This window comes from Acinetobacter sp. YH12069 (assembly GCF_013419675.1).
GTDB classification, from domain to species: domain Bacteria; phylum Pseudomonadota; class Gammaproteobacteria; order Pseudomonadales; family Moraxellaceae; genus Acinetobacter; species Acinetobacter amyesii.
Genome location: NZ_VOZS01000004.1, coordinates 89013 through 104473, shown reverse-complemented (window position 1 = coordinate 104473; position 15461 = coordinate 89013). Strand labels below are relative to the sequence as shown.

General features: G+C 41.5%; 12 protein-coding genes. 7 read left to right on the top strand and 5 right to left on the bottom strand.

From position 1 onward, the window contains the following. From FTU16_RS03275 to FTU16_RS03260, 4 genes are all read right to left on the bottom strand, one after another. Positions 1–882, bottom strand: coding sequence for an ABC transporter ATP-binding protein (locus tag FTU16_RS03275; RefSeq protein ID WP_180162686.1), 882 nt, complete (start codon positions 880–882; stop codon positions 1–3). Beyond that, positions 882–1826 carry an ABC transporter permease gene (locus tag FTU16_RS03270; RefSeq protein ID WP_168377501.1) on the bottom strand — a complete coding sequence of 315 codons (945 nt, stop codon included), beginning with the start codon at positions 1824–1826 and terminating at the stop codon, positions 882–884. Before FTU16_RS03270 ends, FTU16_RS03275 begins: the two co-directional genes overlap by 1 nt. 188 nt (positions 1827–2014) lie before the next feature. After that, positions 2015–2716 (bottom strand): NAD-dependent deacylase, encoded by a 702-nt coding sequence (locus FTU16_RS03265; protein WP_180004398.1) that lies wholly within the window; start codon positions 2714–2716, stop codon positions 2015–2017. A 104-nt stretch (positions 2717–2820) separates the two neighbouring features. Beyond that, positions 2821–3756: a LysR substrate-binding domain-containing protein gene (locus FTU16_RS03260; RefSeq protein ID WP_180050982.1), complete on the bottom strand. Its 936-nt coding sequence runs from the start codon at positions 3754–3756 to the stop codon at positions 2821–2823. Between the two features lie 246 nt (positions 3757–4002). On the opposite strand from FTU16_RS03260, the gene FTU16_RS03255 reads away from it, so the two are divergent. From FTU16_RS03255 to FTU16_RS03245, 3 genes are all read left to right on the top strand, one after another. Then, entirely contained in the window at positions 4003–5223 is a 1221-nt protein-coding gene (locus FTU16_RS03255) for an acyl-CoA dehydrogenase (RefSeq protein ID WP_180162685.1), read from the top strand. A gap of 209 nt (positions 5224–5432) precedes the next feature. Further along, positions 5433–6860 carry an MFS transporter gene (locus tag FTU16_RS03250; RefSeq protein WP_168377497.1) on the top strand — a complete coding sequence of 476 codons (1428 nt, stop codon included), beginning with the start codon at positions 5433–5435 and terminating at the stop codon, positions 6858–6860. A gap of 51 nt (positions 6861–6911) precedes the next feature. Then, positions 6912–8150, top strand: a complete 1239-nt coding sequence (locus FTU16_RS03245) for a CaiB/BaiF CoA-transferase family protein (RefSeq protein ID WP_180042190.1) — start codon at positions 6912–6914, stop codon at positions 8148–8150. Positions 8151–8445: 295 nt separating this feature from the next. Here FTU16_RS03245 and FTU16_RS03240 read toward each other — a convergent pair whose 3' ends face one another. Beyond that, positions 8446–9798, bottom strand: coding sequence for an 8-oxoguanine deaminase (locus FTU16_RS03240; RefSeq protein WP_180162684.1), 1353 nt, complete (start codon positions 9796–9798; stop codon positions 8446–8448). Between the two features lie 487 nt (positions 9799–10285). Here FTU16_RS03240 and FTU16_RS03235 point away from each other — a divergent pair, with 487 nt between their 5' ends. From FTU16_RS03235 to FTU16_RS03220, 4 genes are all read left to right on the top strand, one after another. Further along, complete coding sequence (locus tag FTU16_RS03235) at positions 10286–11311, top strand: BMP family ABC transporter substrate-binding protein (protein ID WP_257227086.1); 1026 nt, start codon at positions 10286–10288, stop codon at positions 11309–11311. Positions 11312–11386: 75 nt separating this feature from the next. Then, positions 11387–12376, top strand: a complete 990-nt coding sequence (locus FTU16_RS03230; RefSeq protein WP_180064061.1) for an isopenicillin N synthase family oxygenase — start codon at positions 11387–11389, stop codon at positions 12374–12376. A 304-nt stretch (positions 12377–12680) separates the two neighbouring features. Continuing rightward, the gene (locus tag FTU16_RS03225; protein ID WP_180162682.1) at positions 12681–13781 is read left to right on the top strand and encodes a BMP family ABC transporter substrate-binding protein; all 1101 of its coding nucleotides are present in this window, start codon (positions 12681–12683) and stop codon (positions 13779–13781) included. Positions 13782–13859: 78 nt separating this feature from the next. Beyond that, a complete protein-coding gene (locus FTU16_RS03220; RefSeq protein ID WP_180162681.1) occupies positions 13860–15455 on the top strand; it encodes an ABC transporter ATP-binding protein in 1596 nt (531 codons plus the stop codon). The last annotated feature ends 6 nt before the right edge of the window (positions 15456–15461 follow it).

The following is a 15461-nucleotide window of genomic DNA, read 5'->3' as shown; positions in this document are numbered from 1 at the left end:
TTATTTTTGCGTACTGACTTGGGTCATACGCGGAATTTTCGGTAAGTTCTCCAATGCAGGGTCGAGCTCGTCTTCCTGCGCATGTACCAAGAAATCCACCCTTTCGCGCAGTTGTTTAAATTCAGGACTCAGCATGAGTTCAGGATTACGAGGACGGGGTAAATCGACCTCAATAATTTCTTTAATTTCACCAGGATTGGCTTTGAGCGCCACAATACGATCCGCCAATAGAATCGCTTCATCCATATCGTGGGTCACAAAAATGATGGTGATATCAATGTTTTGCCAAAGATCCATTAAATGTTTTTGCATTTTTTGACGGGTATGTGGATCAAGCGCGCCAAAAGGCTCATCCATCAATAATATTTTTGGTTCATTGACCAATGCGCGGGCAATGGCAACGCGTTGTTTCATCCCGCCAGAAAGCTGATGTGGGTACTGATCTTGGTATTTTTCTAGACCAATAATATCAATCCATTCGCGAGCGCTGGATTCTGCCGAAGCATTGCTGGCGCCTTTCATTAAAGGGCCGAACATCACATTTTCTTTGACTGTTTTCCATGGAAAAAGCGTGTAGCCTTGAAACACCATGCCACGCTCAGGGCTTGGGCCTTCAATGGCTTGGCCATCGACCAGCAATTCACCGCTACTGTAAGGATCAAGCCCAGCCACAATTCGGCTAAAGGTCGATTTACCGCAACCCGATGGGCCAATCACGCAGATAAATTCACGTTTATGAATCTTTAAATCCAACTGATTTAAAATAGTGCGTTCAGTTTTGCCGTGCTTAAAACTTTGTGTAAGTTTTTTTGCTTCTAAAATAACAGGGCGTGCATAAATTGCATCGAAATAAGTGGTGGCATTAAACTCTGTGCTGTTCATTATTTTGCTCCTGCTTTCCATTTAAATAGACGTTGACCGAGTTTCATTAGCACCACATCGCACACCAAACCAATCACCCCAATGATGAGGATCGCGGCATAGACATTGTCAAAGTTTTGGTAACGTGCTTGTTGGGTGATAAACCAGGTAATCCCAGAGGTCGTGCCGATTAGTTCAGATACGATCAGATAAGTCCAAGCCCAGCCCAGTAATACACGTAGGTCGCGGTAAATGTCAGGAAGCGCTGCCGGAATCACCACATGAAATAAGCTTTTCAATTTATTGGTGCCTAGCGTAAAACCTGCTTCGATCAGGCCACGGTCAACCATCCGTGTGGTATTGGCAATAATTAGAATTTGCTGAAATAGCGTACCGATCACGATAATAGCGATTTTAGGTGCATCATTAATGCCTAAAATCGCAACGGCTAAGGCACCAAAAGCAGGGGCGGGCAAGTAGCGAAAAAACTCAACAAAGGGTTCGGTCAGTTGTGATATTTTTTGAGAAAAACCGCAAAGAATACCCAGCGGAATACCGATGAGAGAGGCAATAAAAAATGCGCTGAACACAATTTTAATACTGTGCCATAAGCTTTGATGAAACCATGGGGCATCAGGTTGGGCAGGCGGGGTAATAAAGGCTGTAACCAGCGCTTTTGCCACTTCATGCGGTGCAGGTAGATAGATTGGATTGACCAGTTTACCTTGAGGTGGCGCTAAACCTGCATTGACCGCAGATTGCGCTTCGGCATAAAACACCGCTTTGTCGACTCGGCTATCCACCTGAAAATAAGGCACACTGCCTGACTGCGTAATTTGCACCTGTGGATGCCATAAAAATGGTAAATAACTCACTGCACACCAAATGAGCACAGGAATTAAAAATGATCCTAAGCCAAGCAATAGCTTACTTTTTGGACTGAGCTCTCTTGCGACATAACCCATACTGACCAGGCCCCAATATTACTTTTTTAATAAAACGTAATACCGTTAAGCAATTTGAATGCCAAACGTGTGTATGCCGTTATTTATTGGACTTAAGCAAAGTTAGATAGGCTATAAACAGCAAAAAGCCTGCAAAAGAAGCAGGCAATATTAGTTTTTTTGATCAATACTGATGCTAAAATGTGCTTTTATGGCGCAATCAATTGCTGAAAAAGCATTTTCATGCCTTCACTGGCGCCTGCTTTAATCAATTGATATTGCTCAGGTACACGTTGATAATCTGCTTTCGGATCGATATAAAATGCACGGCAGTTGGCAGGGATTTCGTGAATCAATCTAGCCACAGGATAGACAGCCAGACTCGTGCCAATCACAATAAAAATATCTGCCGTTTGCACACTCACACTGGCATCTTCATAGGCAGGAACTGCTTCGCCAAACCAGACCACATGTGGCCGTAAAGGATATCCCTCAGGGCATTTGTCGGTGTCTAAGTTTAAATCTGCACCTTCAATGGGAAACAATTCCTGCGTATATTGCGCCTGAGGGCCAGAGCTTTTTGCGTAACGAATATTTCCATGCAGATGTAGTACATTTTGACTGCCTGCACGTTCATGTAGATCATCAATATTTTGAGTAATGACTTGTACATCAAAAAAATCATCGAGTTCAGCAATTAATTTATGCGCTGCATTTGGCTCTGCGGCTAAAATATGTTTACGGCGTTCATTATAAAAACGCTGTACTAAAGCGGGATCGCGTGCCCAAGCTTCAGGTGTGGCCACATCTTCAATACGATGCTGTTCCCAAAGACCATCACTGTCACGGAAGGTATTGATGCCGCTTTCTGCGCTCATGCCAGCACCTGAAAACACCACAATTTTTTGCATAGATATTTAGCCTTATATTTTAATTGATGAGTCCAATGCGTACGGTTGCATGTATTGAATGGATGATTCAGCGAATTTACTGTACTCAAAATATAGCGATTACTTCAACTTAGTTGATGCAATTCTTGTAGCACCCAATCGACAAATTTTTGTATTTGTGGTGAGCTGTCTTGGCTCGAGTGGACTAAATAATATTTTCGGCTACCGTGCAGTTTTTTATTTGATGCAATCACCAATTCTTTTTTTCTCAGTTCAGCTTCAATCAGCATTTGTGGAATAAGTGCCATACCCATGCCATGACTGGCTGCCACAGAAAGCATGGAAAATAATTCATGTCGCTGACCATCAAATGGTTTGGGATGCTGAAGCTGATGGGCTTGAAACCATTCTTGCCAAATACTTGGACGGGTGGTTTGCTGTAATAAGGGCAATTGAAGCAATTCTTCATCGCTTAAATTAAAACTGTGATCACCGGTCATTTCCGCATGGGGAAAGTTGCTTTTAATCAATTTGGGGGAACAAACGGGAACCACTTCTTCATCCATTAAATAATGCGCTTGAATGCCCGGCCAATGCTCAATTTGTTGCTGAGTTCCTGCAAAAATCGCCGCGTCAAAGACATTTTCATTAAATAAAAAGGGTTTAGTACTGGTTTCCAAATGCACTGTAATTTCAGGATGTTGCGCATTTAATTTATGTAATTTTGGCAACAGCCAACGTGTGGCAAAGGTTGGCACAACGCCCAGCTTTAAAGTACCGCCCAAGCCTTTGTGCATCATAATATCTGAAGTGCTTTTTTCGATACCTTGCAAAAAGGGTTTAATACTTTTTGCATATTGCTTGCCTGCTTCTGTGAGATCGACACCGTGACGTGTTCTGCTAAATAGCATTACACCTAAATATTCTTCAAGCTGTTGAATTTGGCGCGACACGGCACTTTGCGTAATAAATAACTCTTGGGAAGCATGCGTATAACTTGCGTGTTTCGCAGCAGATTCAAAGCAAATTAAGCTTTGCAATGACGGAATATTGCGCCGCATAGATAAAGTCCTTTTTATCGATAGGTATCACAAAATGGCATATAAGAATGATTTTCATATACCACTATAGTCTATAAATAAAGCAATCCGCAGTTCAAATCAGTGGCTAAAGTGCTTAACACGCTGTGAGCCAAGCTTAGGTATGCGAAAGGCGCATATCTACATGCAAATTAATCGTTTGAATGAATCACTTTTCACACATAGCATCAAATAAAACAACGAAAACCTGAAAAAGCAGAGGATGCGATGAATCAAATGGTCAATGTAAAAAAGGCAAAAGTACAATTTAACTGGCAAGACCCGTTTCTTTTGGAACAGCAATTAACTGAAGAAGAACGCATGATTCGCGATACTGCGCATGCATACTGTCAAGTGCATTTACAGCCACGTGTACTGGAACAATTCCGCCATGAAAAAACCGATGCATCTATTTTCCGAGAAATGGGCGAACTTGGCTTACTTGGCCCAACGATTCCAGAGCAATACGGCGGCGCAGGTCTAAACTATGTTAGTTATGGTCTCGTTGCGCGTGAAATTGAATATGTGGATTCTGGCTACCGCTCAATGGCCAGCGTTCAAAGTTCTTTGGTGATGGTGCCGATTAATGAATTTGGCTCTGAAGAGCAAAAACAGAAATACCTACCAAAACTGGCAACAGGCGAATACATTGGCTGTTTTGGTTTAACTGAACCAGATCATGGCTCTGACCCAGGTAGCATGATTACTCGTGCAAAAAAAGTCGAAGGTGGCTATCGTCTCACGGGTGCAAAAATGTGGATTACCAACAGCCCAATTGCCGACGTGTTTGTTGTTTGGGCGAAAGAAGTATCGCATGAAGGCAATGTAGGTGACATTCGTGGTTTTATTTTGGAAAAAGGCTGGGAAGGGCTATCAGCACCAGCGATTCACGGTAAAGTTGGCTTACGTGCATCGATTACCGGTGAAATTGTCATGGACAATGTTTTTGTCCCTGAAGAGAACGCTTTTCCAGAAGTACGTGGTTTAAAAGGTCCATTTACCTGTCTAAACAGTGCACGTTATGGTATCGCTTGGGGCGCAATGGGCGCAGCTGAATTCTGCTGGCACACAGCGCACCAATACACCATGGACCGCAAACAGTTCGGTCGACCATTGGCGGCGAATCAGCTGATTCAAAAGAAATTGGCGGATATGCAAACTGAGATTGCCTTGGGGCTACAAGCTGCGCTTCGCTTTGGACGTATGAAAGATGAAGGTTTAGCTGCAGTAGAAGGCACATCACTCATTAAACGTAACAACTGTGGCAAGGCTTTAGATATTGCCCGTGTAGCGCGTGACATGATGGGCGGAAATGGTATTTCTGATGAGTTTGGTGTTGCCCGCCATTTGGTTAACCTCGAAGTCGTCAACACTTATGAAGGCACACATGATGTACATGCACTGATTCTAGGTCGTGCGCAAACAGGCATCGCGGCTTTTGGTAACTAATTGAATTCAATATCAATAAGGTGCTCTACATAGAGTGCCTTAGAGACTTTTTATGCAAAAATAAACTTAATCAATAAAGGATTCATCGTGAAACACTCTTGTAACTCTGTGCAATAGCCTGAGCAGTGATGAAATAAAAAGAATAAAAAAGGCAAATGTGCAGACATAGGAATGCCGATGACTCATTTGGGAAAATGAGGAACAAGGAAATGAATAACGAAATGCAAAACGGAGCAGGAACGCTCAAATTGCCTTCTAACGTGGGCACGATGCATCGTATTACCAGCAACACTTGGAAAATGGCCTTTATTTTTGCCTTTATTTCATTGGTGATTGATGGTGTAGACATTATGTTGCTGTCATTCAGCCTCACCAGTTTAAAGGCTGAGTTTGGTTTAAGTACATTTCAAGCAGGAATGCTTGGTAGCTCTTCTTTAGCAGGGATGGCGCTAGGTGGTATTTCTGGTGGATGGGCGTGCGATAAATTTGGTCGTGTGAAAACTATTGCTTGGTCAGTAGTATTTTTCTCAATCATGACATGTATTTTAGGCTTTACCCAAAGCTATGAACAATTTTTAATTTTACGTTTTATTGGCGCTTTTGGTTTGGGTTCACTTTATATGGCGTGTAATACGCTCATGGCAGAATATGTACCAACCAAATACCGCACAACGGTACTTGGGACTTTGCAAACGGGTCAAACCGTGGGGTATATCGTTGCAACGCTGATGGCGGGTGCCATTATTCCAGATCACGGCTGGCGCATGCTATTTTATGTCACGATTATTCCTGCTGCTTTTGCCCTTATCTTTATGCGTTTTGTTCCTGAACCAAAATCTTGGCAGGAAGCAAAAATTGAGCAGCTAAAACGCCGTGAATTAAAACTTGAACCTGTACAGCAGCAAGCTGCAGTCAATCAAAATGCACCTTCTGAAAGTATTTATAAACGTATTTTTGGACACACTAATCATCGCAAAATGTTCTTCTTTTGGATGTCGACCGCTGCATTTCTACAATTCGGTTATTACGGTGTTAACAACTGGATGCCAACGTATCTAGAAACCGAACTCAGCATGAACTTTAAAGCCATGACAGGCTATATGGTAGGTGCATATACCGCCATGATTCTGGGCAAAATTTTAGCCGGCTATGCCGCTGACAAGTTCGGACGTCGTATAACCTTTGTGTTTGGTACGGTAGCCACGGCAGCATTTTTACCGATCATCATTTTCTATAACACACCAACCAACATTGCCTATTTACTCGTAACTTTCGGTTTCTTATACGGTATTCCATACGGTGTAAATGCAACGTATATGGCAGAAAGTTTCTCTACGGATGTGCGCGGTACAGCCATTGGCGGTGCTTACAATATGGGGCGCTTAGGCGCAGCCATTGCACCAGCAACCATTGGTATGATTGCCGCAGGCGGATCGTTCACTATGGCCTTTATTGTGATGGGTGCTGCTTACTTTATTGCAGGTGTTATTCCAGGCTTGTTCATTCGTGAACGTCAATATGACCCGCAGCAAGCATCACTTTCTTCAGATGCGGAAAAAGAAAAACTGGCCAGTTTAGATATACATGTAGCTGATGCAGAGCAAAAAGCGTCTGCAAAAACTGCAACAGTAAAATAATTAAAAAGATCTGTGCCATAGCTCAATACTATGGCACATCTGGAGTGAACTATGGGTGCATTAAAAGGAATTCGTGTATTGGACTTAAGCCGTGTTTTAGCAGGTCCTTGGTGCGGTCAAATATTGGCTGATTTAGGTGCAGAGGTAATCAAAATTGAGCGTCCTAAAGTCGGGGATGATACCCGTATGTGGGGACCACCTTGGATGCCAAATCAGCAAGGTCAAGCGACGAAAGAATCAGGCTATTACCAATGTGCGAACCGTAATAAATATTCTGTAGCCATTGATATTGCCAGTGAAGAAGGGCAAACCCTAGTCCGTGAAATTGCCCAAACTGCAGATGTCGTGATTGAAAACTACAAAGCAGGTTCACTTGCCAAATATGGTTTGGATTATGCATCGCTCAGTGCGCTAAATCCAAATATCGTATATTGCTCAATTACAGGTTTTGGTCAGGATGGGCCTCGCGCGGAAGAACCGGGCTATGACTTTATTATTCAAGGTATGTCCGGCTTAATGAGTATTACTGGTGAATCTGATGATGTAATCGGTGGCGGAGCACAAAAGGTGGGGGTCGCTGTAGTCGACATTCAGACCGGACTGTACTCAACGATTGCCATTCAGGCGGCATTGTTGGCGCGGCAGCATACTGGACGCGGTCAATATATTGATATGTCTTTACTCGATGTACAGGTGGCAGCTTTAGCCAATCAAGGTATGAACTATTTGACCTCAGGTAAAGCACCCAAGCGTATGGGAAATAATCACCCGAATATTGTGCCGTATCAAACTTTTAAAGCCAAAGATAAGGAGTTTATTATTGCCTGTGGTAACGACAAGCAATTTAAAGACTTGTGTATTGCGATTGGCTATACAGAACTGTTAGATCAGCCGAACTATTTACGTAATCAAGATCGGGTAAAACACCGTGATGAATTGATTCCATTATTGAGTGCCTTTTTTCTGACTCAAGATGCTCAAGTTTGGGTCGATGCGATTCATGCGGTAAAAGTGCCAGTCGGTGTAATCAACTCTGTAGACGACGCATTAAATGAACCACAAATTCAACACCGTAACATGGTAGTGAATATTCCACATGCTTTAAATCATGATTTTAAAGTGATTGGTTCACCGATGAAGTTATCTGATACACCTGTGGAATACCGTCATGCACCACCACAGTTAGGACAGCACACGACAGAAATTTTGTCCCAATATAGAACTGAAGCTGAATTAAATGAATTGGCTGCACAAGGTATTATTGATCAACTCAGTCATCCTGCAGCTTAAAATTTCCTAATTAAATTTTGGAATAGACCTCGTGCATAAATCATTTTTTGAACTTTTAAAATTCATGTTTTAAATTCCCTCTCCTTTCAGGAGAGGGTTAGGGAGAGGTTGTTTTATGCTCAATCTTACAGAGCATGCTCCTCATCCCAAACGGAGATGGGGCTTTTATTGACAATTTAAGTACCGATTAATGATTATTTTTTGCTTTTTGAAAAAGCACTAATATTTGGGCATTAAAAGTATCGTCAAAATTAAAAGTTTAGACCGAAGGACTCCAATACTTCGGTCTTATTGATCATGCCGCAAGTAAGGCTTTTGCAGCTACGCGGTGTTTGGCCTGCAGTTCATCGACATCAACATTAACCAAGCTTTGATTTTTGACGACCCAATCGCCTTTGACCATGACATGTTCAGCACGATCTGCACCACAGAGTAGCAAAGCCGCGATCGGATCATGCGAGCCTGAAAAACGTATGTCATCTAATCGGTAAAATGCAAAATCGGCTTGGAAGCCTTCAGCGATTTGACCTAAGTTCTGCTCACGCCCTAAAAGCTGTGCAGAGCCATGTGTTGCCCAGCTCAAGGCAAGCTCAGGTGTGATCTTTTCTGCACCATATTTTAAGCGCTGCAAGTACATAGCCTGACGTGCTTCAAGGAGTAGGTTTGATGCATCACCTGACGCTGAGCCATCTACGCCTAAACCAATTTTGCTTCCTGCCTGGGTTAAATCAAGTGTTGGACAAATACCAGAAGCCAAGCGCATATTGGAATGTGGGCAATGACAAATGCCTACTTTGGCTTGTCCTAAGCATCGAATTTCTTCGGCATTAAAATGAATGCCATGTGCCAACCACGTACGTTCATTTAGCCAACCCACGCTTTCCAAATAATCGACGGTGCGCATGCCGAAGTTCTGTAGACAGAAATGTTCTTCATCTATGGTTTCTGCCAAATGCGTGTGTAGACGCACATCAAGTGCTGCTGCAAGTTTAGCACTTTCTCGCATAATGTCTTGCGTGACTGAAAAAGGCGAGCAAGGTGCAAGGGCAATATTCACCATGGCGTCTTCCTGCCGTTGATGATACTTCGATACCAAACATTCAGAGTCTTTTAAAATGATATCCATGTCCTGAACGGTATGCTGTGGTGGGAGACCACCGGCATCTTCACCTAAACTCATCGAACCACGAGTAAGCATCACTCGTATACCTAAGTCTTGTGCTGCATTGACTTGTACATCGATGGCACGGTTCAGTTGATTTGGAAATAAATAATGATGATCCGCAGCGAAGGTACATCCCGACAGTAATAATTCTGCTAAAGCCACTTGAGTCGCCAAGTGTAATTGTTCTGGGTTTAATTTGGCCCAAATGGGGTACAAAGTTTTTAGCCATGGAAATAATGGTGCATTGACCACGGGTGCCCACGCACGTGTCAGTGTTTGGTAAAAATGATGATGGCTATTGATCAGGCCTGGGAGCATGACCAAATCTTTTGCATAAAATACTTCGTCATAAGCTTGACTGGGCAGCGCATTTAACCCCACCAGCTCAATAATTTTTCCTTGAGAAATCAGTACACCACCACGAGCGTCCTGATCATTGGCAGTAAATACCGCAAGCGGATTTTTTATCCATACTATAGTCATAACAAAATCCTGATCAAAGAAATAATGGATTTTGAGCAATTTCCATACCACTGAAATTTAAAAAAATGCAACTTAAAGCTGATTTCAGCAATATTTAGGTTGAATACCTATAATTTTTTTATAAGAAACATGTATTTATTTAAGAATGGTTTTTCCTGTTCTAATTTTTAGAAAGAATCTTCAAAAACTTAGCAATAGACCAAACAGTTAAAGCAACTTATTTATTGCATGGCGTACATCGATAAGTGTTGAGGACCTTTGCATTATAAATATGTGATTATTTATTTTAAAAAATAATAGTATTTATAATCAAAAAAATATTTTTAAATGTAGTTGAATTTAATTTCATCCAAAATAACATTTTTAAAATATATCCTTTATTTTTAATAGTATCGCATCAAATATATTTTAAACACTGTGGGGAAATAGAATGAGTTTTAAATTAAAAACATTGGTCAAAACGATTTTAGTCTTCTCGACAGTTGGTATGCTGGGTTTGAGTCAATCTTATGCAGCGGAAAAGGCCGCATTTGTATATTTGGGTCCAACCAGTGACCACGGATGGTCATATTCACATGAACAAGGGCGCATCAAGGCAGACAAAGCTTTAGCTGGAAAATATAAAACCACATATATCGAAAATGTACCTGAAACTGCCGATGCAGAGCGTGTTATTCGTAACTTGGCACAACAAGGCAACAAAGTCATTTTCGGTACATCATTTGGTTATATGAACTCGATGGAAAAAGTTGCGAAACAATTTCCTAAAACAGTCTTTATGCACGCAACGGGTTATAAACAAGGAAAAAATTTAGGTGTGTACGAACTTCGAACTTATGAAGGGGCGTATATGCTTGGTGTGGTTGCGGGGCAAAAGACCAAAACCAATACCATTGGTGTAGTCGCGTCATTTCCAATTCCTGAAGTCGTTCGAAACATCAATGCCTATACCTTGGGCGCGCAGAGTGTAAACCCGAAGGTCAAAACCAAAGTAATTTGGGCCAATACATGGTTTAACCCGGGTAAGGAACGTGAAGCAGCATTGGCATTAATCGCTCAAAAAGCAGATGTGTTGATGCAAAATACCGATTCACCTGCTGTAGTACAAGCCGCACAACAAAAAGGGGTGTATGCATTTGGCTGGAACTCAGATATGAGTAAATTTGGACCGAAAGCACACCTTGCAGCGGCAGTGCTACATTGGGAAAAAATCTATGAACCTGTGATGAAACAAGTCGCGGCAAATACATGGAAGCCTTCGGCGATCAAATATGGCGTAAAACAAAGTGCTGTAAATATTGAAAATTTTGGCCCAGAAACGACGGCTGCAATGAAAACCAAAGCCATTGCAGTTCGTGATTCATTACGTGCTGGGGCATTACATCCATTTACAGGACCGATTTATAAACAAGATGGCAGTCTACTGGTCGCAAAAGGCAAAACATTGACGGATATCGATTTGTCTAAAATGAACTACTATGTCAAAGGTGTAGATGGGTCACTGCCTAAATAAAAATTTGATAAACAATACATTTTAAAAATTGCAAGTTGCAAGAGAGGCAACTTGCTCTACATAGGTCGAGTGATTATGAGTATTCCCGTAATTGATTTAGCGCAGGCATTGACGCCTTCCTCAGCCAATATCTCGGATGTAGTAGAAAAGTTAAGAGCGGCAGCAACCAGTTCAGGTTTTTTCTATGTAAAAAATCATGGAATATCATCTGCGTTGATTCAACGTCAGTTTGAATTGGCAGCTAAAATCTTTGCATTGCCATTGGGAACCAAACTTAAATATGATCAAAGTTTGAATGATAGCCATCTGGGCTTTGAACAGCTTGCAGCGCAAAAGTCAGACTACAGCGCAAAGCCAGATATTAAGGAAGGTTTCTACTGTGCTAAAAATTACCCTACAGATCATCCCTATGTTTTAGCCAAATATCAGGGTTATGGCATTAATCAATGGCCGAGTGCTGAAGTACCTGAAATGGAACAGTTTTGTCAGGAGTATATAACACAGCTAAATGGCCTAGCACAGCGCATTATGCAACTCTTAGCACTGTCCTTGTCTTTAGATGAAAGCTATTTTGATGACTGTTGTATCGACCCCATGATTACCCTAAAAATGCTCTGTTATCCACCGCATCCTGTCGGTGCAGATGAATATAGCTTTGGCGTTGGAGCACATACTGATTGGGGATCTATCACAATTTTAGCGCAAGATGAATGTGGCGGACTGGAAGTTTGTTTACCAGATGGGACATGGGTTGCAGCGCCACCGATCAAAGATACATTTATTGTCAATTTAGGCGATCTGATCCCACGTTGGAGTAATGACTTGTACAAATCAAATCCACATCGTGTTAGAAATTTATTTTCAAAAGGTCAGTCTCGGTATTCGATTCCATTTTTTTATGGACCGAATTACATGACGCCAATCAATGCCTTACCAGGAACGGTGAAAGATGGTGAAATTTACCGTTATGCACCCTGTACGGCAGGTGAACACATGGAACAAATGTATCAGCAGGCTTATGATTTAAGTCTAGAAGAACAATCAGTACTGGAAAAAATCACTTAATCTCTTATTCTAATTTCTTGGTTTCCTTTTATAGCCCTTCGTTCAGCCCGATAGGGCTTTTTTTATGATCAATATAAAATGATTTGTTATTAAAAAAATATTCATTTAAATAAAATTCATGGATTCGATTTTATATATAAATTCACCTTTATTTTAATTATTCAATTTTATTTAAAATATTTTTTCATTTTAAAATAAATGTTGGAACGATATTTGCTAACTATAAATAGAAAATCGCATTTATGCAGAATAATTTTAGTTTTTTATAAATTAGATCAAGTTTTAATGTTTTTGGTGGAATGAAATGATGCAAAAGAAAAGCTTTGTAACCCGTTTAAAAAAGATGGCACTAATATTTAGCGCAGCAGGTCTCTGTGGTGCAGGCTTGATGACTCAGCTACACGCCGCAGATAAAGCAGCCTTTGTCTACATTGGCCCAACCAGTGATCATGGATGGACCTATTCACATGATCAGGGGCGTATTAAAGCTCAAAAGGCCTTAGCTGGAAAATATACAACCACACATATTGAAAATGTCCCTGAAACTGCCGATGCCGAACGTGTAATCCGAAACTTAGCGCAACAGGGTAATAAAGTCATTTTTGGGACGTCTTTTGGCTATATGAACCAAATGGAAAAAGTGGCAAAACAATTTCCAAATACCGTCTTTATGCATGCGACAGGTTATAAACAGGGCAAAAACCTAGGGGTTTATGACGTACGTACTTATGAAGGTGCATACATGCTCGGCGTTGTCGCAGGACAGCAAACGAAAAGTAACATCTTAGGTGTCGTTGGCTCATTTCCAATTCCAGAAGTTATACGCAATATCAATGCTTATACCCGTGGCGCACAAAGCGTCAATCCTAAAATTAAAACCAAGGTGATTTGGGTCAATTCATGGTTTAACCCAGGCAAAGAACGTGATGCAGCATTAGCACTGATTTCTCAAAAAGCGGATGTGTTGATGCAAAACACCGATTCTCCAGCCGTGGTGCAAGCCGCACAACAAAAAGGCGTATATGCCTTTGGTTGGGACTCAGATATGAGCAAGTTTGGACCTAAAGCACAATTGGCGGCTTCAGTGTTGCACTGGGAAAAAATCTATACCCCAGTCATGCAGCAAGTCACAAATAAAACATGGAAACCAAGTGCAATTTGGTATGGCGTGAAACAAGATGCGGTCAAAATTGAAGCCTTTGCACCATTTTTAGCACCTGCTGTTAAGCAAAAAGCCTTAGGCGTACAAACCGCAATTCAAACTGGAAAATTACATCCATTTGCAGGCCCTGTATATAAACAAGATGGCAGTTTAGCGCTCGCTCAAGGTAAAAACATGACTGATGCTGATCTCAACAAAATGAATTATTACGTGAAAGGCGTAGAAGGGGTTTTACCTAAATAATTTTGAAACATTCAAGCTGTGACCAAAAGTGCATCTCACTTTTGGTCCTATAAATTTACGTTGAAGAGAGCTTAAGTTATGAATGCATTTCAACAAGAACCTGCAAACCCATTCGATCGAGCTGAGCATAAAAATGTCATTCCTCGTCTTGAGCTCATTAATATTTGCAAGAGCTATAACTCACTCAAAGCCAATCATCAAATTCATTTAACGGTTCAGCCCGGTGCAATCCACGCCATTTTGGGAGAAAACGGTGCGGGTAAAAGTACCCTGATGAAGATCATTTATGGGGCAACACGTGCAGATGAAGGCCAAGTCATTTGGAATGGCAAAGAGGTCAATATTGATAGCCCATCAGCCGCAAGAAAGCTAGGTATTGGTATGGTTTATCAACATTTTTCACTATTTGAAACCTTAACCGTTGCTGAAAATATTCTGTTGGGACTCGACGAAAAAGTAGATTTAAAACAATTGCATGAACGTATCGTTGCCGTGTCTGAACAATATGGATTACGTGTAGACCCGCGTCGAGAAGTCTTTTCTTTGTCGGTGGGTGAACGTCAACGCGTCGAAATTATTCGCTGTTTATTACAAAATCCATCCTTAATCATTTTAGATGAGCCGACATCGGTACTCACACCTCAGGCGGTCAAGCAATTATTTAAAACCTTGAAATTACTGGCTTCTCAGGGCGTATCTATTTTATATATCAGTCATAAATTGCATGAAATTAAAGAACTTTGTGATGAAGCGACGATCTTAAGAAACGGTCTGGTGACAGGACATGTCTATCCAAAAGATCAGTCAACCAGTGACTTAGCACGTTTAATGATTGGTCGAGACTTGCCAACCTACAAACATGTGGATTTTTCTGGTCAAAAACAACAGCTTTTCTCTGTCGATGATTTGAATTACGAATCCGAAGATCCATTTGGAGTATCGCTTAAACAAATCCAACTGGATTTGTATGGCGGTGAAATTTTAGGAATTGCAGGTATTTCAGGCAATGGTCAAGCGGAACTGCTGTCCTTACTTTCAGGTGAGCAAGTTTCAAAAAAAGGCAGCATTGTTTTTCAAGGTGTCGATATTTCACTGCAAAGTGCAGGACTGCGCCGTGATCAAGGGTTGGGCTTTGTACCTGAAGAGCGTTTGGGACGAGGTGCTGTTCCAAATATGACGCTGTCACAAAACGGTTTATTAACTGCTTTTCGTAAAGAATTAAGCGATTGGGGGCTAATCAATTTTACAAAAATGCGTGCCTTTGCAGAGCAGTGTATTGAAAAGTTTGGCGTCAAAGCCTCAGGGGCTGATGCTGAAGCTCGATCACTTTCGGGCGGGAATTTACAGAAATTCATTGTCGGACGTGAAATTCTACAAAACCCCAAAGTGCTGATTGTATCGCAACCAACATGGGGCGTTGATGTAGGCGCAGCGATGTTTATCCGACAAACCCTGATCGATCTATCACGACAAGGGGTTGCAATATTGGTGATCTCTGAAGAATTAGAAGAACTGTTTGAGATTAGCGACAGAATTTGTGTACTTGCCGCAGGTCAACTGTCAAAACCGATGAAAACCACGGATACCAATGCCGAGCAAATCGGTCTATTGATGTCGGGTATTTCAAACTCTAAAAACTCTACAGAAATGTCTCTGAATCAGGCACATGCCTAGCAATGA

Excerpts from the sequence above, each read along its gene's own strand:
- FTU16_RS03275 (WP_180162686.1), bottom strand. The coding sequence starts at position 882 with ATGAACAGCACAGAGTTTAATGCCACCACTTATTTCGATGCAATTTAT.
- FTU16_RS03270 (WP_168377501.1), bottom strand. The coding sequence starts at position 1,826 with ATGGGTTATGTCGCAAGAGAGCTCAGTCCAAAAAGTAAGCTATTGCTT.
- FTU16_RS03265 (WP_180004398.1), bottom strand. The coding sequence starts at position 2,716 with ATGCAAAAAATTGTGGTGTTTTCAGGTGCTGGCATGAGCGCAGAAAGC.
- FTU16_RS03260 (WP_180050982.1), bottom strand. The coding sequence starts at position 3,756 with ATGCGGCGCAATATTCCGTCATTGCAAAGCTTAATTTGCTTTGAATCT.
- FTU16_RS03255 (WP_180162685.1), top strand. The coding sequence starts at position 4,003 with ATGAATCAAATGGTCAATGTAAAAAAGGCAAAAGTACAATTTAACTGG.
- FTU16_RS03250 (WP_168377497.1), top strand. The coding sequence starts at position 5,433 with ATGAATAACGAAATGCAAAACGGAGCAGGAACGCTCAAATTGCCTTCT.
- FTU16_RS03245 (WP_180042190.1), top strand. The coding sequence starts at position 6,912 with ATGGGTGCATTAAAAGGAATTCGTGTATTGGACTTAAGCCGTGTTTTA.
- FTU16_RS03240 (WP_180162684.1), bottom strand. The coding sequence starts at position 9,798 with ATGACTATAGTATGGATAAAAAATCCGCTTGCGGTATTTACTGCCAAT.
- FTU16_RS03235 (WP_257227086.1), top strand. The coding sequence starts at position 10,286 with ATGCTGGGTTTGAGTCAATCTTATGCAGCGGAAAAGGCCGCATTTGTA.
- FTU16_RS03230 (WP_180064061.1), top strand. The coding sequence starts at position 11,387 with ATGAGTATTCCCGTAATTGATTTAGCGCAGGCATTGACGCCTTCCTCA.
- FTU16_RS03225 (WP_180162682.1), top strand. The coding sequence starts at position 12,681 with ATGATGCAAAAGAAAAGCTTTGTAACCCGTTTAAAAAAGATGGCACTA.
- FTU16_RS03220 (WP_180162681.1), top strand. The coding sequence starts at position 13,860 with ATGAATGCATTTCAACAAGAACCTGCAAACCCATTCGATCGAGCTGAG.